General features: G+C 59.0%; 17 protein-coding genes. 9 read left to right on the top strand and 8 right to left on the bottom strand.

The genetic code is table 11. The features are described from left to right. Window positions 1-77: 77 nt before the first annotated feature. The 5 genes from PQU98_RS07890 to PQU98_RS07870 all read left to right on the top strand — a co-directional run bounded on the left by PQU98_RS07890 (window position 78) and on the right by PQU98_RS07870 (window position 9,485). Window positions 78-3,383: an SEL1-like repeat protein gene (locus PQU98_RS07890; RefSeq protein ID WP_272744352.1), complete on the top strand. Its 3,306-nt coding sequence runs from the start codon at window positions 78-80 to the stop codon at window positions 3,381-3,383. Window positions 3,384-3,440: 57 nt separating this feature from the next. Beyond that, the gene (locus PQU98_RS07885; RefSeq protein ID WP_368408145.1) at window positions 3,441-4,412 is read left to right on the top strand and encodes a sulfite exporter TauE/SafE family protein; all 972 of its coding nucleotides are present in this window, start codon (window positions 3,441-3,443) and stop codon (window positions 4,410-4,412) included. Next, window positions 4,384-5,217: a TIGR02186 family protein gene (locus tag PQU98_RS07880; protein ID WP_272744351.1), complete on the top strand. Its 834-nt coding sequence runs from the start codon at window positions 4,384-4,386 to the stop codon at window positions 5,215-5,217. The genes PQU98_RS07885 and PQU98_RS07880 overlap by 29 nt, the downstream gene beginning before the upstream one ends. A 45-nt stretch (window positions 5,218-5,262) precedes the next feature. Then, the gene (locus tag PQU98_RS07875) at window positions 5,263-8,223 is read left to right on the top strand and encodes an ATP-dependent DNA helicase (protein WP_368408144.1); all 2,961 of its coding nucleotides are present in this window, start codon (window positions 5,263-5,265) and stop codon (window positions 8,221-8,223) included. Window positions 8,224-8,420: 197 nt separating this feature from the next. Beyond that, on the top strand, window positions 8,421-9,485 hold the full coding sequence (locus PQU98_RS07870) for a DUF2125 domain-containing protein (protein WP_272744350.1): 1,065 nt from the start codon (window positions 8,421-8,423) through the stop codon (window positions 9,483-9,485). An 8-nt stretch (window positions 9,486-9,493) separates the two neighbouring features. Here PQU98_RS07870 and PQU98_RS07865 read toward each other — a convergent pair whose 3' ends face one another. Continuing rightward, entirely contained in the window at window positions 9,494-10,006 is a 513-nt protein-coding gene (locus tag PQU98_RS07865) for a hypothetical protein (RefSeq protein WP_272744349.1), read from the bottom strand. Window positions 10,007-10,235: 229 nt separating this feature from the next. On the opposite strand from PQU98_RS07865, the gene PQU98_RS07860 reads away from it, so the two are divergent. Beyond that, window positions 10,236-11,117, top strand: coding sequence for a chorismate mutase (locus tag PQU98_RS07860; RefSeq protein WP_272744348.1), 882 nt, complete (start codon window positions 10,236-10,238; stop codon window positions 11,115-11,117). 12 nt (window positions 11,118-11,129) lie between these two features. Then, the gene (gene hisC / locus PQU98_RS07855; RefSeq protein ID WP_272744347.1) at window positions 11,130-12,227 is read left to right on the top strand and encodes a histidinol-phosphate transaminase; all 1,098 of its coding nucleotides are present in this window, start codon (window positions 11,130-11,132) and stop codon (window positions 12,225-12,227) included. Window positions 12,228-12,365: 138 nt separating this feature from the next. Here the strand turns inward: hisC and PQU98_RS07850 are convergent, their stop codons facing one another. From PQU98_RS07850 to PQU98_RS07835, 4 genes are read right to left on the bottom strand one after another with little or no spacing between them, the layout of a single operon-like run. Then, a complete protein-coding gene (locus tag PQU98_RS07850; protein WP_303649524.1) occupies window positions 12,366-13,076 on the bottom strand; it encodes a lysophospholipid acyltransferase family protein in 711 nt (236 codons plus the stop codon). Window positions 13,077-13,079: 3 nt separating this feature from the next. Beyond that, window positions 13,080-13,733, bottom strand: coding sequence for a YdcF family protein (locus tag PQU98_RS07845; protein ID WP_272744345.1), 654 nt, complete (start codon window positions 13,731-13,733; stop codon window positions 13,080-13,082). Further along, window positions 13,720-14,649 carry a cell division protein FtsX gene (locus PQU98_RS07840; RefSeq protein ID WP_272744344.1) on the bottom strand — a complete coding sequence of 310 codons (930 nt, stop codon included), beginning with the start codon at window positions 14,647-14,649 and terminating at the stop codon, window positions 13,720-13,722. Before PQU98_RS07840 ends, PQU98_RS07845 begins: the two co-directional genes overlap by 14 nt. After that, entirely contained in the window at window positions 14,646-15,467 is an 822-nt protein-coding gene (locus tag PQU98_RS07835) for a cell division ATP-binding protein FtsE (protein WP_438263862.1), read from the bottom strand. Before PQU98_RS07835 ends, PQU98_RS07840 begins: the two co-directional genes overlap by 4 nt. 96 nt (window positions 15,468-15,563) lie before the next feature. On the opposite strand from PQU98_RS07835, the gene PQU98_RS07830 reads away from it, so the two are divergent. Both PQU98_RS07830 and PQU98_RS07825 read left to right on the top strand, forming a co-directional pair. Further along, a complete protein-coding gene (locus PQU98_RS07830; protein ID WP_272744343.1) occupies window positions 15,564-16,532 on the top strand; it encodes an MJ0042-type zinc finger domain-containing protein in 969 nt (322 codons plus the stop codon). Between the two features lie 9 nt (window positions 16,533-16,541). Beyond that, entirely contained in the window at window positions 16,542-17,057 is a 516-nt protein-coding gene (locus PQU98_RS07825; RefSeq protein WP_272744342.1) for a phosphoribosyltransferase, read from the top strand. Here PQU98_RS07825 and PQU98_RS07820 read toward each other — a convergent pair. The 3 genes from PQU98_RS07820 to lysA all read right to left on the bottom strand — a co-directional run bounded on the left by PQU98_RS07820 (window position 17,054) and on the right by lysA (window position 19,579). Then, window positions 17,054-17,605, bottom strand: a complete 552-nt coding sequence (locus PQU98_RS07820; RefSeq protein ID WP_272744341.1) for a thermonuclease family protein — start codon at window positions 17,603-17,605, stop codon at window positions 17,054-17,056. The two genes, PQU98_RS07825 and PQU98_RS07820, sit on opposite strands and share 4 nt — an antisense overlap. Before the next feature lie 84 nt (window positions 17,606-17,689). Further along, the gene (locus PQU98_RS07815; RefSeq protein ID WP_272744340.1) at window positions 17,690-18,259 is read right to left on the bottom strand and encodes a DUF4175 family protein; all 570 of its coding nucleotides are present in this window, start codon (window positions 18,257-18,259) and stop codon (window positions 17,690-17,692) included. Window positions 18,260-18,280: 21 nt separating this feature from the next. Next, window positions 18,281-19,579 (bottom strand): diaminopimelate decarboxylase, encoded by a 1,299-nt coding sequence (lysA, locus tag PQU98_RS07810; protein WP_272744339.1) that lies wholly within the window; start codon window positions 19,577-19,579, stop codon window positions 18,281-18,283. Window positions 19,580-19,593 lie beyond the last annotated feature (14 nt).

The raw sequence follows: 19,593 nt of genomic DNA, 5'->3' as shown, positions 1-19,593 counted from the left end.
TAGATGGTGGTTAACAAAAGGTTTACACGCAAGATGATGGTGGTTAGCCTCATAAGTTGGATAAGTAGGGGATTCGCATGTCTGCGGGCACACCTTGGAGTGTTAAGGGTATAGATTCGAAGGCGCGTGAAGTCGCCAAGGATCTGGCGCGCCGTTCCGGCATGACCCTTGGGGAGTGGCTTAATCAGGTGATTCTGGAAGGCGATGAGCCCGAGCCGGCTCGCCCGCAAGCGCGTGACGAAAGCCGTGGCCGCCGCCCCTATGTGCCACAAAACGATTATCAGCCGGAAACCGAAACGGAAACCGGCGAATACTATCCTTCGGGGGGCGGGCGTATGAAGCGCACCTACACGTCATCACGTCATGATGAAGAGTTTTTAAACCGTCCGCGCCGGTCGGCGCCAGCCTTCTCATCTGAGGCCGCGCGCGAACGTGCGGCCCGTTTTGATGACGGCTATGACCGTTATGAGCGCCCGTCTGCGGGGTCAGAAGACCTGTCGCGGGTCGCGCGCGCTCTGGAATCTCTGGGTTCGCGCATTGAAACCTCTGAGACGCGTTCGGCCTCGGCGGTGCGCGGGGTGTCTCAGGCGGTTGAGGGCTTGCTGACCCGTCTGGAGCGAACCGAAGCCGGGGTTGCAGCGCGCACGGAACATCTGGCGGAAAAGCTGGAAAGCCATGCCGACGACGTATTTACCTCGCGTGAGCGCCTGATGCGTACCGAAGAAGACCAGGCGGTGCTGGCGGAGCGTCTTGAGGCGGCGGAACGTCTGGTCGATGCGCAGGCGGAACGGCTTGAGGGCCTGTCCGGGCACTTACGCGAAGAACGCGAGCGGGTGGCCCGGCTTGAGGCCGAGTTGCGCGCCCCGCAGCAGCGCGAAACCATCAACGCCCTCGAAGGGGCTTTGGGTAAGATTTCCAATCAACTCTATGAAACCGATGTCCGCAACCGTGAAAATTTCAAGGATGTGCGCTCAGATATGCTGGGGTTGTCGCACCGTCTGACCCAGATGGAATTGCGTGACCCTGATGCTGCAGCGCAGAGCCTGATCGATAAGGTCGTGGCCCAGGTGTCCCAGCGTCTGGACAGTGCCGAAGCCCAGACGTCGACGGCGCTGAAAACCCTTGAGCAAAGTTTTGCAGCGCTGGATTCGCGTCTGCTGCGGACCGAAGAGCGCGGTGATGTGTCGGACCCGGAATCGGTGCAGTCGCTGCGCCGTCTGGCCGATGATCTGACCCGTCGTATCGACGAGGCGCGCGTTGAAATTGCCCGTTCACTCGAACAGGTCACGCACCAGAATATCGAGCAGGCATTAAGCGGCGTACACGAACAATTGGCGCAGGTTGACCAGCGTTCAGCCAAGGCCATTGAACAGATGGGCCATAATGTCCTAAAGGTGGCTGATAACCTTAACCGGAGAATGACGGGCGTGGAGCGCCAGGGCCATGACGCGGCAGATCGTTTGAACGCTGAGATTCGCCGCGTGGCGGATTCGGTGGATGCCCGCTTTGCGCGTCTGGATGGGCATCATTCCCAGGCACTGGAACACTTAAGCGGTGAAATTGCCCGCATTTCCGAGCGCCTGTCGAGCCGTATTTCCGAGAGCGAGCGCCGCACAGCTCAGGTTCTGGACGGGGTGCAAGAGCATCTGCGCCAGAGCCATGAACACACCCATGCCGATCTGGGCGACCGTATCCGCCAAAGCGAAGAACGCACCGCTAAAATCCTTGAGGACGCCCGCACCCGTATTGAGCAGCGCCTGAGCAAGGCCGAGAGCCAGCAACTGGCCGAGCGGATGACCCGCCCCGTCCCTGCGGATGACGTGTTGCCAAGTGCCTTCGCGACACCGCGCACCACATATGTGCCGGAAGTGGAAGTCCATGCCCCTGCGGCAATTGCCAATGCCCAGGGGGTGACGGCAGCCGATGATGAACTTGATCTTGATCATGCCGTCAGCACCCGTCTGGACTTTGACGAATTAAATGACAAAGACGCGGACGCAGATAAGCTTGATCTGACCGGGCAATTGCTGAAATCGGTTACAGGCTTTGGCGAGGCACCGCTGAGTGATGGGCATTCTGATGATGAGCGCTCTGACGATGGCCTAGGGCAGTCAAGATTCAAACCTGACTTTGACCCGTTTGAAGACGAAGATACAGATGTGGATGTCCACACATCTGCGACCGCGCCTCAGGATCCATTTGCCCGCGCTGATTTCGGGGATGATGACGGTGATCCGTTCGCTGATGTCGCCCTGTCGCGTAAAACCCAGCCGAATGCGTCATTGTCTGTTGAAGGCGATCCTTTTGCTTTGAGTGACACCCAAGAAGGCCGTGACGATATTTTTGAGACTGAACCTCTGAAAAGCTTTGGGGCGCGCCGTGATGATGAAGACGCGCCGATTGAGGAGGGGGCTTCCGTTTCCACGCGTGATGCTTTGGCGGCGGCACGGGCGGCGGTTCGGGCCAGTCTTGAAGGCACAGACGATCGGCGTCCCGGTCTTGGCAGCCTGAAGCTCGGTGCGTCCCGCACGCGGGCGGCAACGGTGGAGCAGGCGCCAAAGGTGCAAAAACAGGCCCCGAAGGCAGCTCAGAAATCAGGACCAAAAACCGGAATAGCGGAAACCCTGAAAAAGGCGTTTAAGGCCTCATCGGTGGCGGTGGCCCTGACGGCAGTGGGGGCCGGGGGCTACGTCGTATTAAAAGAAGACAGCGCCGGCGCACCGCCGGTCAAGCGTAATGCTGGCGCGGAGGTACCGGCGGCACCGATTGCCGCTGCTGCAGTGACCTCACCGGTTCAGGATCGTGACGCTCTGGATCGTCAGTTTCAGGACGCGGTGCAGGCTTTAAGCGCGAACGATCCTGTGGCCATTGATAAACTTAAGGCCGTGGCCAATCAGGGCTATGCGCCAGCACAATTTCGCTTGGGGCGGATTTATGATGGCGAAGAGGGCATAGCGGGTATTGCGCCGGACAAGGCACAGGCCCGTTTGTGGACGCAGCGTGCCGCGGAAGGCGGTGTTTCGCGCGCCATGCACAATCTGGGTTTGATGTATTATGCCGGTGATGGCGGCCAGCAGGATCGCGGACAAGCCGCTATCTGGTTTAAGCGTGCCGCCGAGCGGGGTGTGGTCGACAGCCAGTATAATCTGGGGGTTATGAACCGTGAAGGCATTGGGGTTACGCTCAATCCGACCGAGGCCTATAAGTGGTTGCTGATAGCATCTGCCGGTGGTGATAAAGAAGCCGCGCAGGCGGTAACGGAACTTAAGGCTGAACTATCGGCCCCCCAGCGCCGGATCGCGGAAGCTCAGGCCAATGGATTTCAGGCCGTAAAGGATGAGCCTGGTAATCTGGCTTCGGCACCATCTGCGCCGCAACCCTAAGACCTGTTCAGACTCTGTTCAGTTAATCAGGCTAAGCTTGGTTAACGGCGTGCATTTGTGCAGGCCTTTGCCATTCTGGCCGCTTTAGAACCTGAGCCTGTGAACGTGGATATCTACCTGCCCATTGCCGAAATGTCGGTCAATGTCCTGACTATGATCGGGCTTGGGGTGCTGGTGGGATTTGTGTCTGGCCTGTTTGGTGTCGGCGGCGGGTTTCTGATGGCGCCGGTTCTGGTCTCGCTGGGTATTCCGCCTTCGGTTGCGGTGGCTTCTCAGGCGGGCCATGTGCTGGCGACCTCGACCTCTTCGGTCATGAGCTATAGCCAGAGCGATAGTGTCGATTACCGTATGGGCGCGGTCATGGCTGCTGGTGGTGTGGTCGGTGCCGTTATAGGCGTCGAAATTTTCCGGATTTTGCGGTTACTGGGGCAGATCGATCTGGTGGTCTCTCTTGCCTATCTTTTGGTATTGGGCTCCATCGGCGGCATGATGCTGAAAGAGTCCTTGACCGCCATGTTGCTGCGCCGCAAGGGTGAGGCCCCGCCCCGGCCAAAGGTCAAGCGCCCGGTCTGGATTTACGGCCTGCCGTTCAAGATGCGCTTTCCGCGCTCAGGGCTATATATCAGCTTTATTCCTCCGGCGGCGATCGGGCTTCTGGTCGGCATATTATCGGCCATGATGGGCGTGGGCGGCGGGTTTTTGATTGTCCCCGCCATGATCTATATCCTGCGCATGAAGGCTTCGGTCGTGGTTGGCACCAGCCTGTTTCAGATCGTTATAACCACCTTTGTCACCATGATCCTTCAGGCCGTGCGCAACCACAGCGTCGATATGATCCTGGCGCTGATCCTGCTGGCCGGTGGGGTTATCGGCGGGCAGGCGGGCATCCGCATGGCCAACCGTTTCCGCGCCGATGAACTGCGCGCCATCATGGCGGTGATCATTCTGATGGCCGGATTGCAGATGGGGCTGTCGCTGTTTGTGCCGCCGCAGAACCCGTTTGTCCTTGTACCCACAGGACAGCCGTAAGATGGTCGCCGTCCTGCCTCCCGTTATACCTCCGGCGATTATTCAGACCCTGCCGACGCCGGCGCCGTCGTCTAACCTGTTGTCGACCGACCTGACCCAGAACCGGATCGAGGTATCATCTTCGTTTCAGGGGGCCAAGGTTGTGGTCTATGGCGCGGTCGTCGAAAGCCGCGATCAGCCCTCGGATATCGTGGTCGTGGTCTCCGGCCCCAGGGCTTCGATGCGCCTGATCCGCAAGGTGCAGGTGGCGGGCCTGTGGCTCAACAGCCGCCCGGTGGTTTTCGAAGGCGCGCCGGGCTTTTACATGGCCGCCTCATCCCAGCCATTGGATAAGATAACCGGCTTTTCCAACCGCCGCCGTCTGGGTCTGGGGGTCGATTATATCGCCATGGATACGCCGCGCGACACTAAAATCGTGACGCGTTACGGCGTGCGCGATGTGGTGGTCAACAGCCTTGAGGACGATTATCTGGAGTGGCGTCAGGCGGTGACGCGCCTGAAACAGAAATCCAGCCTCTACAGCGATAATCCGTTCGGGGTACGCTTTGTCGACCGCAACCTGTTCCGCGCTGAGATCGACCTGCCGTCGGATGCGCCGATCGGCACCTATAAGGCCGAGGTCTGGCTGTTTCGTGATGGGGAGCCGGTCAGCTACAGCGCCAAGCTGCTGCGGGTCGAAAAGGTCGGGTTTGAGCGCTTCATCTATGACACTGCCCACCGCAGGCCGTGGCTTTATGGTATCGTCAGCGCCCTGATCTGCATCGGGCTGGGCCTTGGGGCATCGCGGATTTTCCGCCGAGGATAGCTTTCATCGGTTGGTTTTATGCGTGTCAGTGTTTAAGTTGTTGGGGTGACTCGTGATGATCCCCCCGTAACCGATCCGGATATGCTTGCTGCGGCTACGACAGATGCACAGGCCTTAAGCTTTCGTGAGGTTCTGCCGGAGCAGTCTCTGGCCTTCCTGCCGTCAAAGGCGGGCCTCAGTAATGGCCGCCAGACCCGCCGGATCGAGGTCGTGCATTTGCGCGAACTGTGGGGGCGTGAGGGGCTGCTGCTGGCTAATGCGCCGTTTATCCGCCAGCGTCTGTTTGCGGGGCGTGGCTACCGAGAAGTGCAGCATTTCGATGTGCTGGAACTGTTTGCCTTTGTGCGTCCGGCGCAGTTTTGCGCCCCGTCAGTCGCGGGTGTGGCGCAGATTATGGGCTACGGCGAGCCGGATGGGCCCGAAGACGGCGCGTGGTTGCTGTTCCGGGTGGCCGAGGATTTGCTGGCTGAACTGGCCGCAGCGTCGGTGGCTTTCCGGCTGATGGCGCGTGCCAGCCTGAACTTTATGGCAAAAAACGGCTGGGTGTGGGCGACGGCGGTTGAGGCGGCCCTGTCGCGCAATCCGTTGCCGGCCGATTTTGTGATCCCGCCCGCACTTGAGGTCTGGTCGCTGCTCGATGAATGGGAGGATCAGGCCCCGGACGTGCCGCCCAAATCGGTATCGGTGACTGAGGATGAAATCGCCGACGCCCTGTCGCGCCATCTGGTGCGGGCAGGGCTTGATGAGCGCCGCCCCGAGCAACTGGCCTTTGCCCAGTCGGCGCGCACCATCTTTCAGCCGAAATGGGTGATGGATCAGCCGCACATGGTGCTGGCCGAGGCGGGTACTGGTGTCGGCAAGACGTTAGGTTACTTAGCGTCCGCTCAGGCCTGGGCACAAAAAGCCCAAGGCAAGGTGTGGGTGTCGACCTACACCCGCGCGCTGCAAAAACAGATTTTCAATGATACCCGCGCCCTGTTTGATACCGACGCTGAGCGCCAGATGAAGGTGGCGGTGCGTAAGGGGCGCGAAAACTATCTGTGCCTGCTTAATTATCAGGAACGGCTGACGGCGGCCAGTCAGACGCCGGGGGAGGCGATTATTGCGGGCCTGATGGCGCGTTGGGTGGTCTATAGCCGCGACGGCGATATCATGGGCGGGGATTTTCCGACCTGGCTGCCGTCGCTGCTGCCGGTCGGGTCGGGCGCGCACCTGTTTCAGTCGCTCAATCCGGCGGCCTTGGTTGACCGGCGCGGGGAGTGTATCCATTCGGCCTGCGCCCACTACCGGGTGTGCTTTGTCGAAAAATCGATCCGTAAGGCGAAATCGGCGCAGATCGTTATCGCCAACCATGCGCTGGTTATGGCGCAGGCGGCCTATGAGCTGCACGCCGCCCAGAAAGCAAACCTGAAAGCGACCGATGATCGCAGCGAAGAACCGTCCGAAGTGCCGGTGTTGTCGCGCCTGATCTTCGACGAGGGCCACCATGTGTTTGAGGCGGCGGATTCGGCCTTTTCGACCGCTTTGTCGGGGTTCGAAGCGGCGGAGCTGCGTCGCTGGATACGCGGCAACGAAGGTCATCGGCGCAGATCACGCGGACTGGAGCAGCGGCTGGGGGATTTGCTGGCCACGCGTGAGACAGCGCAAAATGCCCTTAAAGACCTGATCCGCGCCGCCCATGTTCTGCCGCAGGAAGGTTGGTCCCAGCGCCTGACGACGCGCACGCAATCCGGGAATATGATGGAGCCGCTGGGGCCGATCGAGGCGCTTCTGGCCACGGTCATGAAGCAGGTGGAAATTCGTCAGGCCGACACCACTTCGCGCTCACGGTTCCGGCCCGATACGGAGGCGGGTGGCGAATGCGAGGCCCATCCGTGCCTGCCCGAAGTGGCTGAGGCGTCAAAGGCGGCGGCGGTGGCCCTGCGCGGGATCGAAGCGCCGTTGCTGGCGCTGGTGCGGGCGATTGAAGATGTTCTTGACGCTGAAAATACCGAACTGGAACCGCAGGAACGCATAAGGCTTGATGGGGCTCTGCGCGGGCTGGAGCGGCGGGCGCGGATTACGCTGCCGGCCTGGCGCGCGTTGTTACAGCATATGGCCAAGGACGAGGGTGAAACGGGGCCGCCATCCAATCAACCGGCCTTTGTCGACTGGTTTGCGGCTGAGGCGGTGGGTGGCCGTGTCGTCGATGTCAGTCTGAACCGTCACTATGTCGATCCGTCGATCCCGCTGGCTGAATATGTGCTGAAACCGGCCCACGGGGTACTGATGGCCTCGGCAACGCTCAGCGATGGCAGTTCCGAGGACCGGTTTGCGCTGGCACGGCAGCGGACGGGGGCCAACCATCTGGTGATGGGCGCCAAGGATGTGCGCATCACCTCGCCGTTTGATTATGGTGAGCAGGCGCGGTTGTTTGTAGTCACCGATGTTGCCCGCGACGATGCGAGAGCGCTGACGGCGGCCATGCGGGCGCTGTTTCTGGCGTCTCGCGGCGGGGGCCTTGGGTTGTTCACCGCCATCCGCCGTCTTAAGGCCGTCTATGAGCACCTGCACCGTCCGCTGGCCGAGGCCGGGATTTCGCTCTACGCCCAGCATGTTGATCCGCTTGATGTGTCGGATCTGGTGAGCGTGTTCAGGTCTGAGCATAATTCCTGTCTGCTGGGCACCGATGCGGTGCGTGACGGTATCGATGTGCCGGGCGGAGCCTTGCGCCTGATTGCCTTTGATCGGGTGCCCTGGCCGAGGCCGGACAGTTTGCACCGGGCGCGGCGTGAGCATTTCGGTGGCCGGCTTTATGACGATGCGCTGGTGCGGGCAAAGCTGGCTCAGGCCTTCGGGCGGCTGATCCGGCGCAAGGATGACAAGGGTGTGTTTGTCATGCTCGATTCCGCAGCGCCGACCCGTCTGTTTGAGAGCCTGCCCGATGGGGTGGTGTTGCAGCGCTGCACCTTGGCCGAGGCATTGGCGGCCATTGAGGCGTTTTTATTTCCGCCCCCGACACAATAGGGCTTTACCGGAGGGGGGGAGGTTTGGTTAATAAAAGAACTCCCCCTGATGCAGGGGGAGCTTCTGTTTACGCGAAAGCTGAAACAGAAGAGGGGGTTAATCTTCAGCGGGATTTAACCCCACCCGTCACCCGATCCTAAAGGATCGTCTGCCACCCTCCCCTGAAATCAGGGGAGGTTCTGTTCACAGAGGCTGTAATGTCTGAAACTGAGCCGCACAAACAACCACCCAAAAAAGCACCGACCAAATGGGGGCTGGCCTGGCCGTTCCTGATCGTGCTGATCGCGCTCGGGCTATGGAGCGCCTACTGGATCTATATGGCCCGTCAGGTCGAGAGCAATCTGGTTGCGCACCGCGAAGCCCTGATCCGCGCCGGTTATCATGTCCAGTATGATCCGGTCAGTGTGCGCGGCTATCCGTTCCGCATGTTCATGGAATTCAAAAAAGTCGAGGTGGTGGCCCCGTCGGGTAAGGGCTTTGCCGCACCCGTGATCGCGGCTGAAGCCAATGCCTATGCGCTCGATAAATGGGTGATGGTGGCCGAAAAGGGCCTGACTCTGTTGCGTGGGCGCCATAACGGCCTTGATCTGGGGCAGGTGACGGTAACCGGCGATGCCCTGCGCGCCAGTGTGTCGGGCCTCAATAAGCCGATCTATGATGTGGCGATTGAGGGGCTTAATCCCGTGTTTGTGTCTTCCGATCCGGCCCGCCCGTTTGCGCTGAATGGGGCCGAGCGGTTTGAGGCCTATCTGCGCCCCAATGCCAAAACCGCTGATATGGCTGATATTCTGGTGCGCATAACCGGCGCCAAAGGCGATCCGTTAAGTCTGGCCGGTAAGATCGGCCAGACCAAGCCGTTCAATCTGCACTGGGAAGCCAGCGTCAACCATGTCTCGCAGTTTAAGGGCGTTGACTGGGGCCAAAGTGTCGAGCACTGGCAAAAGGGCGGCGGGGCTTTGAGCGCCATGAAGTCGTCGCTGAAGATCGAGGAACTGAACCTGTTTCTGGAAAGCGACCTGATGAGCGTCGATACCAATCGCCGTCTGAACGGCCAGCTAAAGCTTGAGATTTCCGGTTCGGGTGATCCGTTCGGCTTTCTGCTGTCGACCGGCCTGATCGGGGCGGAATATGAGCCTCTGGCGCGGCCTCTGGTCGGGGTGCGCATGGTCGCCGAAAAGGCGGTGGTGATGAATTTCGAGTTCAGGGACGGCGGCACCTATACCGGCCCGCTCAAGGTTTCCGACGCCCCCAAGGTGTTTTAAATTCTGAATTATTGGATTAGAACATAGTTGATATAATATTCTGACAGCTCTTCGGCAGAGGCGTTGTTGAACATCAGGGTGTCGAATTTGGTATCCTTCATCTTAAGATCCTTGAGACGCACATCGATACGCGCCCATTTACCCTTGGGGGCGGTGACGCCTAATTCAGTCCCCGACACGACCTTGTCGCCGAGTTTGGCTGATAGTTTGAAGGTCTGCTTACCCTTGGTGCCGCCGTGCACAATGAAAGTGATGGTCGTATAGCCGGTGAGATCAAACGGGGCGCTGGTTTGAAAGGTCAGTGCGTTCCAGGCTGCCATAGTCACCGCCACCGGCTTTGAGCCATCGTCAAAAGCAAACTGGGGCTGAAATTTCGACCAGCCGCCGATCCACCAGCCATTTTTCAGGCCATCGGCATAGATGAGTACCGCTGTCGGAGTTTGCGCCTGCGCCCGCAGAGGCATCAGCGTAAGGGCGGCCGTTCCCGCCACAAGATGGCGGCGTGTAAAGGTTGAGGTCATAATGTCTTCCCTGTTTATGTGTACGCCTTTTTCGGCGATTAAATAAATTTGTAATATGAAATCTTGGGTCTGCCAAACCGGATTTATGACCTACCTTGGCTAAGCCTTGCAAATCTATCCGGTTGTGGATTTTGGCGCACACTGAAAGCTTTAAAAGTTTCAATTGCATCAATATGATAGGCGGTAATCTGTCACAAAAGCGCGCTTGCGGGCCGCCTGTGAAATGGCTATGAAGTATGACCATAACCTTGAGAGTGACCTCCTTTACGTGAACGCGCAAACCCCTCAACCCGCTGAGGCTCCGTCGCTGGAGTCCTTACGTAGGCGCATTGATCAGATCGATGCGGATTTGTTGCGTCTGGTTGATACGCGTGCCAGTCTGGCCGAAGCGATAGCGATCGCCAAGGCCCATGAGGCGGCGGTTGAGACGGTGCACCGCGCGCGAGTGCCGGCAGAGCAGGTATCCTTGCTGCGTCCGGATCGTGAGGCCTTGCTGATCCGTAAGCTGTTGTCCGCACCGGGCCGTAAGGTGTCTGATGCCGTGATCATCCGCATATGGCGTGAGTTAATCTCAGAGTCCCTGCGTATTCAGGGTGCAGATCGTGGCGGTCTGCACCTTAATTTATGGGCGGGAGATAAGGCCGATGTGACGCTATGGGCCCGTCAGCGTTTTGGCGCGGCACCGGTGCTTAGCCAGGTTGCCGATCCGGTAGCCGCCATTGCCGCGGCGCGTGATCCGCGCCATGTTGGGGTCATCAGCCTTGATCCCAAGGGTGGGGCGTGGTGGGCGCGGTTGCTGGCTGAACCCCATGTGCGCGTCATGGCGGCCTTGCCGGAAGAGGCGAGTGGCCGTCCGCAGGCCCTTGGGGTTGCCGCGATTCAGCCGGAACCGACCGGAAATGATGTCACCTTTTGGGTGACCGACTATGCCGGTGCGGATCATAAGCTGAGTGATATCCTGTCTCAGCGGGGCCTGATCGCCGATCCGATTTGTCAGGCCTCCGGCTTGAAGCTATGGTCGCTTACCGGCTATGTGCAGGAAGATGACGACCGCCTGAGCGGCTTTGGCAGCCTGTCCGGCGTGATCGGTGCCGCCGCCCGAATCTATTGAAAGTGTAAGCTCATGACCGATATCCTGACCCGTTTGCCGCAACCGAAACCCGGCATCATGGATATCCATGCCTATGTCGGCGGCAAATCAAAGATCGAGGGCGTCAAAGAGCCGATCAAGCTGTCGTCCAATGAAAATGCTCTGGGCACGTCTGCGCTGGCTGTTGCCGCCTATGATGAGGCCCGCGCCAAGCTGTTTCGCTATCCCGATGGTCTGGCGTCACCCTTGCGGGACGCTGTGTCAAAATACCATGATCTGGAGCCGGAGCGTCTGATTTTCGGCAATGGCTCGGACGAGGTGTTTGGCATGCTGAACCAGACCTATCTCACGCCGGGCGACAATATTGTCACCGGTGAGTTCGGCTTTCTGGCCTATCGCATCAGCGCACAGGCCTGCCAGTCGGAGGTGCGTCTGGCGCCGGAACCGGAATTGCGGGTCGAGATCCCGCGTATCCTGGAACTGGTCGATGCGCGCACCAAGATCGTCTATATCTCCAACCCGGCTAATCCGACCGGCACCTGGAATACGCCGGAAGAGATCGCGTACCTGCGGGCGGAGCTTGATCCGTCGGTTATTCTGGTGATCGATGAGGCCTATGCCGAATTTGCTGATGAGCCGACATGGGAGACGTCGTTCGGCATTGCGCGGGCTCATGACAATATTGTGGTGACGCGGACGTTTTCAAAGATTCACGGTCTGGCCGGTTTGCGGGTCGGGTTCGGCTATGCGCCGATCGGCATGATTGAGGCGATGGAGCGGATGCGCATGCCGTTCAATATCAATCTGCCGGCACAATATGCGGCGGCAGCGGCCTTGCAGGATCAGGCCCATATTGATGCCTCGCGCCAGCAGGTGCTCAACTGGCGGCCGCGCTTGATCCAGGAAATTAGGGCGCTGGGCTACCGGGTCGAGCGTTCGGCGGGCAACTTCCTGCTGATCCATTTTGACAGTGAGCAGGCGGCGTCCGATGCCAATGACCATCTGATGCGTGAGGGCATCATCATCCGTTGGGTCAAGAACTATGGCCTGCCGAATGCGCTGCGCGTCACGGTGGGTAAGGACGATGAAAACCGCGCCTTCCTTGAGGCGTTGGGACGGTTTAAATCTTAGAACTCCCCCTGTTGCAGCGGGAGCTGATATCATGCGTTAGCCTGATATCAGAGGGGGTAAATCTTCGGGCCGTAATTACCCCACCTTCCGGTCTAATAAATCAGACCTCCCTCCTCCCCTCCAAGAGGGGAGGTTCTGTCAGTTATTCTCTGCCATCAGGGCGTTTGAGGCGGTCTCGATACGCTCGCGCACCGCACCCATAAATTCGGCGCGTTTCATACCGGCGGGCAGGGGGGGCAGGAACTCATAAACCACAGTACCGGGATAGCGCTTTATGCCGTGGGCGGGCCAGCACTGACCTGAATTGGTGGCCATCAAGTGGCACGGTGCATCCAGATCGCGGTAAATAGCGGCCACGCCCGGCTTATAGACCGGGTCTTCGCCGACTTCGGTACGCGTACCTTCGGGGAAGATGACGATCTGGCGCTGTTCGCGCAGGCGTTCCTTGGCCATGACCAGCATGGCTTTAAGCGCCTTGGCCGCGTCTTCGCGCTTGATCGGGATCATATGGGCGCGCCACATGTACCAGCCGAAAAACGGCATGCGCGTCAGCTCTTTTTTGAGCACGAAACAGGTATCCGGCAGGACCAGAAACGGCGCGATGGTATCAAGCATACTCATGTGCTTGCCCGCAATCAGAGCCGCGCCTTTGGGAGCGTGCTCAAGTCCGCGAAACTCTACCTTGACGCCGGAGATGACCTTAAGGCCCCAAATTACACACTTCGCCCACCACCTGATGATACCCATCACCATTTTTCGCGGCAGCAGCAGCAGGGGGGACAGGCCGAAACCGACCAGAAAGATCATGCCGTAAAGCCAGATCTGAAACAGAATATTTCTCAAAGCCATCACTTAAGAAGAAGTCTCCGGGGCTGCAGCAGAGCTTTCGGCAGCTTTATCCTTGCCGAACAGCGAAGCGACACTCCCTACCAGATTACGCCCCAGTATGGCGAGATATTTGCAATATTCGATCACCAGAACCCGCGATCCCGACGTCGATTTCCACCAGGCCCGCGCATCCAGAGACGGTGTAGCGACCGGGTAAGCATGCAGGGTCGCTTCGGGCAGGGCTTGTTTGATCTCCAGCAGACTGCGCGGCATATGGTAATCAGAGGTCACCACAATCAGGTCATCATAGTCCTTGGCGCGGGCCCAGGCGGCGATTTCGGCGGCATTGCCGACCGTGTCGACCGCATCAAATCCCAGATCAACGCAGCAGTCATAGAGCCGCTTTGAGCCATCGGTTACGGGCAGTAGTTCCGGCCGGCGCACCTCTTTGTTGACCCCCGAAATCAGCAGCCGGTCACCCTTGCGCCGTTCCAGCAGGCGCATGCCTTCGCGGATACGCATGTCGGAGGCACCGGTCAGGGCCACAATGGCGTCAGCCTTATCTTCGGGCTCGATGGCAGGGGTCGAATCGATCACGCGGTCGGCAAAGAAAAACAGACCTGCCACCCACAACAGGATCAGGCTGAGGATAGCCAGCATAATCTTACGCTTTTTCATATGCTCCCCCCAATAGTCGCAACGTCACCATGCGTGCGGTTGTGGCGGAAATCAACGCCACCAGCAACGGACACGGTATTAATATTAACAGGTCAAACCACGAAAAGGGAAGGGCTAAGGCAAAGCTTTGTGACGGGGAGATCAATTTGATAATTATAGTGACCAGACCCGCCGCCGCCGCGCCCATAACACCGGAGGTGACGGCCAGACGCATAAAGCGGGACTGAAACCGCTGGGCGATAAAGCCATCGGACGCGCCGCACAGGCTCAAAATTTCGATGATATCAGAGCGCGTGGCCAGACCAGCGCGGGTGGCAAAGCTGACAACGGCCCCTGTGGCAACCGCGACAATGGTGAAAATCGCAAACGATATCAGCCGGATAATCAGCGCGGATTGTTCGATGTCTTTAAGCCATGTCGAATGGTCATCCAGACTGGCGTCAATGTCGCGGGCGGTCAGAGCACTCATGATGTCAATGGCGGTAGCGGGATGTTCGGGATCAAGTCTGACCTCAACCAGATTGGGTATCGGCAGGTCATCGAGCACGGCATCGCCCAGCCACGGCTTGATCAGGTCGCGGGCGCGCTCAGGCTCAAGGGCCGCGGCTTCTTCGACGCCCTTGACGCCGCCCAGAACCTCAGCAGCCTTGGCGGCGGCCATAGCCCCGGTCTCTAAGCCTGATGGTCGCACCTGCACTGTGACTTCGGATCGGATGTCGCGGGCCCAGCCTTGCGCGGCGCGGTCAGATGCCATAGCCAGAATCGCCGATAGACAGGCGATGAAGCACAAAACCGCGATGATGAAATGCAGCGAGACTTCACGCGTGTCTTCGGCCGGCAAAAGGTCGGCACGGACAATGCCGGGGAACCCGTCCTTAGGCGGTTTGATTTTCTTACGGCGTAACACGCGGATCATGCCCCATGCTCCGGTATACTGCGCTCCGGTGCCAGAGGTTCAGATGCGTGGCCCGGTTGCAGACGCGCCGACAGGTCGCGGCTCAGGTCACGCTTATGGATATTGCCGTGGCGCAGTTCCAAGACCGGCATACCTGACGCCTGTATCAGGCTTTCGTCGTGGGTCGCAAAGATTACCGTCGCGCCCAACCGGTTTAACTCGATCAGGAGGCGCATGATACGCAGGCCCATCGCATAATCGATATTGCCGGTCGGCTCATCGGCCAGAATCAGCGTCGGGCGATGCACCACCGCGCGCGCAATGGCCAGCCTTTGTTTCTCCCCGCCCGACAGCACTGGCGGCATCAGGTGCAGGTGGTTTTTTAAGCCCACCCAGGTCAGCAGTTCGGTCACATCGTTTGAATATTCGCGGGGTTTAGCGCCGGTTACGACCAAAGGCAGGGCGGCATTGTCGAAAACATTGAGATGATCCAGCAGCCTGAACTCCTGAAAGACCACGCCCAGCCGTCTGCGCAGGCGTGTGCGCTGATCGCGGTCATCAGGGTTAATTTTTTCGCCCATCAATAAAATCTGTCCGGCACTGGGTTGCTGGGCCAGATAAATCATCTTGAGCAATGAGGTTTTACCCGCACCCGATGGGCCGGTCAGAAAATGAAATGATCCCGCAGCGATTTGAAAATTAAGGGATTTCAGAATGAACTGATTAGGGTCGCGGCTGATTTTGGCGTCGCGCCCGTAGCCCAGACTGACGTCGATGAACGACAGAATCGCCTGTTCATCAGAGCTGTCGGGCGGGGCAGACGGGGCATATTGGCGCAACGGGCTTGATCACTTGTTAAGGGTTTCCGAAGCATAAAACGGACAGGTATTAATATGGGCTTTATCTGGCGATTCGCCAGAATTGATTCTGCTTAAATGATTCTCACCTGTCCCAATTGCGCGACCAGCTATGAGATCGCTGATACGAGCTTAGGCCCGGCCGGGCGCAATGTGCGCTGTGCGGCGTGCAAGACCATGTGGCATGCCCAAAAACCCGAAGAGCCCATTGAGTTGCCCTTGAGTGCAGCGGCAGATCCTAAACCGGCCGACAAAAAACCGGCTGAGGTCAAGGCCAAGGAATTGCCCAAGCTTTACCGCACCATGCTGGTCGATAAAAAGCGCGCTCAGGCGTTGGCGACGCAAGGCATGATCTGGGGCGGGTTGGCCGCCGTGTTCGTCGCCATTCTGGGCTTAAGCTATTTTCTGCGGGTGGATATTGTGCGCGCCTTTCCCGGTGTCGCCAACGCCTATGCTATGGCTGGGCTTAAGGTTAATGCGGCGGGGCTGGAGTTCGTCAACTATAAGGTCGAGCCGTCGTTTAAGGGCGGGCGCTTTGTGGTCAGCGTCCATGCCGAGGTGAAGAATCTGCGCGACGAAGACACGCCGGTGCCCCCGGTCAGGGCCAAGATTCTGGATGGCGAAAACCGCACCGTATCGACCATTCTGGTGCCATCCAATGGTCTGGTGGTGGCGCCCAATGAGACTCGTACTCTGGTGTTTGATGTGCCGGATGCCAAAAACATGGCGTCATCGGTGGAGCTGATGTTCGATCTGGTGGCTATGAAGACGGGCGGTAAACCCAAGGCCACGCAGCACGCCTCGGCTGGTCATAAAACCGAAGGCCATGCGGTTCCGGCGGATGGTCACGGCGAAGATAGTGCCGGTGATCATCACGCACCGGCAGCGGGCGACCATGCTCAGCAAGCGGCTGATCCGCACGCTGTATCTGAGGCAAGCCATGAACCGGCGGCAGAGGCTCACCCTGAGCCGGCCCTGAAACCAGCCTTGTCATCGGCCGGAGACGGCCATGCCCCGCCGCCGCTGAAAACGACACCGCATCACTGAGTAAAGACCATGACCGCTGCGCCAACTGTTCTGTTAAGCGAAGCCGAAATCGCCGACTGTGTGGCGAGGGTGGCTGAGGCGCTGGCCCCACGGTTAAAGCCCGATTGCGTGGGGATTTGCCTGCTGACGGGCGGGTTATGGTTTGCCGCCGATCTGACGCGGGCTCTGGCGCGGCTGGGGATTGACCTGAGCTTTGATGCCCTGTGGCTGTCATCCTATGGCGATGGCCGTGAAAGCGGAGAACTGCTGTTGCGGGCTGACTTACAGCGCCCGGTACAAGGGCGGCAGGTGCTTTTGATGGATGATGTGCTCGATACCGGCGCGTCGCTGAAATTTGCCCGCGACCATGTGCTTAGGGCCGGTGCGTCTGAGGTCATCATCGCCGTCATGGCGCAGAAGCCGGTAGGGCGAGCCATTGAGGCCGATGTGGTTGGCTGGGAAGCGCCGCTGCGCTATCTGGTCGGTTATGGCCTTGATGACGGCGCGAAAATGCGAGGGCTGCCCTACATAGGCGCTTTAGACTAATTATGCCGGTGGCTTTCCGGGCGGCTGAAATCATAGGCCCAGGCGCCGCGGCGCTGATCGCGGGCGGCTTTTTCGAGCGGGACATATATATCGGAATAACGGGTATAGGCCAGCGCCAGACCTGATCTGACCTGTTCGGCGGCGATGTCTTTGTCGCCCGCCTTGCAGATGGCGACCACGCGTCCATAGTGGTCGGTATCGCGGGCCCAGCAGGTGACAGACTTTCCCGCAATCAGTTGCGCCAGATGGTCTTTGGACGCCTGACCGCAGGTGAAAGTCCCGCAGGTCTGGTCATATTCAAAGGCATCAATGCCATGCAGCCGAATCTCGTGGTCGCTGATTTTCAAGCCATCGCCATCAATGGCGGTGGCGCGGCCTTGTAAGGTGGATTGAGCGGCGGCTTCGGCAGGCGCGGGGGCCGGAAAGGTCTTATCGTAAACGACAACACCGACCACGATCAGGGTCACCCACAACAAAGCGGTGCTGAGCAGGGGACGCCTTGTTTTCGGACGGTTTGACCGGCGCGCGGCCAATTCAAATTTGGTCATAAAACTAACGAGTGCAGACAAGACCGGATGCGGCCAGCGATCAAATTATCCACAGGGGTGTTGCTTAAATCTTAAAGACTAAGGTTAACCCTTTTGGGGGGCGTGGCCCATCAGGTTTTGGGTTACCATTATAATGGCAGCCGGTGCGGGCGGGCGATCCTTAAGGAAAGGGTTAAACGCGGCGCCGACCTGGTTAATGGATACCGGCCCGATAATCAGAAAGCCCAACACCGCTGCAAGGGCCGCCACAAAGCGCAAAGCCATAGGGTCGCCCTCAGCCAGTCCGGCCTTGGGCTTGGCAAGTTTAAGTTTCGGGTGGCTTTTAAGGTGCCGCATCCCCAGAATCTGATGATACTCATAGCCGTTATCCAGCGCCAGACGGGCGATGATTTCCTGAAAGGTTGGGCGTTTAAAGCGCATCAGGCCCCGCACGACAAACAGCAGTGTCACGGTGATGATTCCGGCTAAAACCCCGGCATGAGCCAAGGGTATCAGCAATGCAAACAGGCCCCACTGACCGGCAACAGCAATCAGAGCCGCACTTACGACAATGGGCGCCAACGCGGGCAGTATCCGCTCCCAGATCATGACCCATTCTGTGCCGGTCATGGCCCGGCCATGATCTGAAAAACGCGATGGTCGTTGCAGCTTCATCCGATCCCCCCGATCATGCCTTTAGTCCGAGAGCCATTCCGGCAGTGTTTCACGCTTCAGCATGTCTTCATAGCTGGGCCTAGGGCGCACTATTGCCCATTTATCGTCACGCACCAACACCTCAGGGGCGAGTGGACGCGAATTATATTCGCCTCCCATCACCGCACCGTAGGCACCCGCCGACATGAAGGCGATCAACTCACCGGCTTTGAGTTCCGGTAATGTGCGGTCGCGGGTGAAGGTGTCACCGGTTTCGCAAACGGGGCCAACCACATCGTAGGTGGCAGTTTTGTCATCACCGGATTGCGCTACCGGCCGGATATCGTGAAAGGCGTCATAGAGGGCCGGACGCATCAGGTCGTTCATAGCGGCATCGACCACTAAGAATTGCTGACCGCTATCCTTGCGCTCATGGACGTGGATGACGCGCGACAGCATAATGCCTGCATTGGCGGCGATCAGGCGGCCAGGCTCAAACGTATAGCGCACCCCCAGATTGCCGACAGTAAGTGCCACCATCTCGGCAAAGACATCAGGTGAGGGCGGGGCCGGCTGGTTGAAATAGGGCACGCCCAATCCGCCACCGAGATCAAGGCGCTCGACACTTAAGCCTTGTGCGCGTAGTTCCAGCACCCAGCCCTTCATGCGGGCAAACGCCGCCTGCATGGGGGCCAGATCGGAAATCTGGCTACCGATATGGCAGGCGATACCCAGCGGCGCCAGATTCGGATCGCGGGCCGCTTCGGCATAGAGCGCGATAGCCTCTTGCGCGGAAACCCCGAATTTGTCTTTCGCGCCGCCGGTGGTGATCTTGGCATGCCCACCCGCACCGACACCCGGATTGATGCGGATGACCAGGGGGGCGACCATATTCAGCGACGCCGCGACCTTCGACAGGCGCAAAAGTTCAGGACGGGACTCGACATTGAGCTGATAGATACCGGCCTTAAGCGCAAACGCCATTTCAGCATCGGTCTTACCCACGCCGGAAAAGACGATTTTTTCCGGTGCGATACCGGCATCCAGTGCGCGCCTGATTTCACCTTCCGACACTGTATCGGCCCCACAGCCCAGTCGTGCGAGTGTGCGCAGGACGGCGCGGTTAGAGTTCGACTTCATCGCAAAGGCTATCAGCGGATCTTCGCCCTTGGGGCTTTTAAGTTCCGGCTGATCGATCAGTTCACCGGCAAACACCTTATAGTGCCGCTCCAGCGTGGCGGACGAATAGACATAGAGCGGCGTGCCGATATTGTCGGCCAGTTCTTTGAGCGAAACCTGCTCACAAAACATGTCGCCGCCTTTGTAGTCGAAATGGTTCATCGAACTCTTATCTT

Source organism: Asticcacaulis machinosus (assembly GCF_028550435.1).
In the GTDB taxonomy this organism is placed as follows: Bacteria; Pseudomonadota; Alphaproteobacteria; order Caulobacterales; family Caulobacteraceae; genus Asticcacaulis; species Asticcacaulis machinosus.
This window is presented reverse-complemented; position numbering and strand designations above follow the sequence as displayed.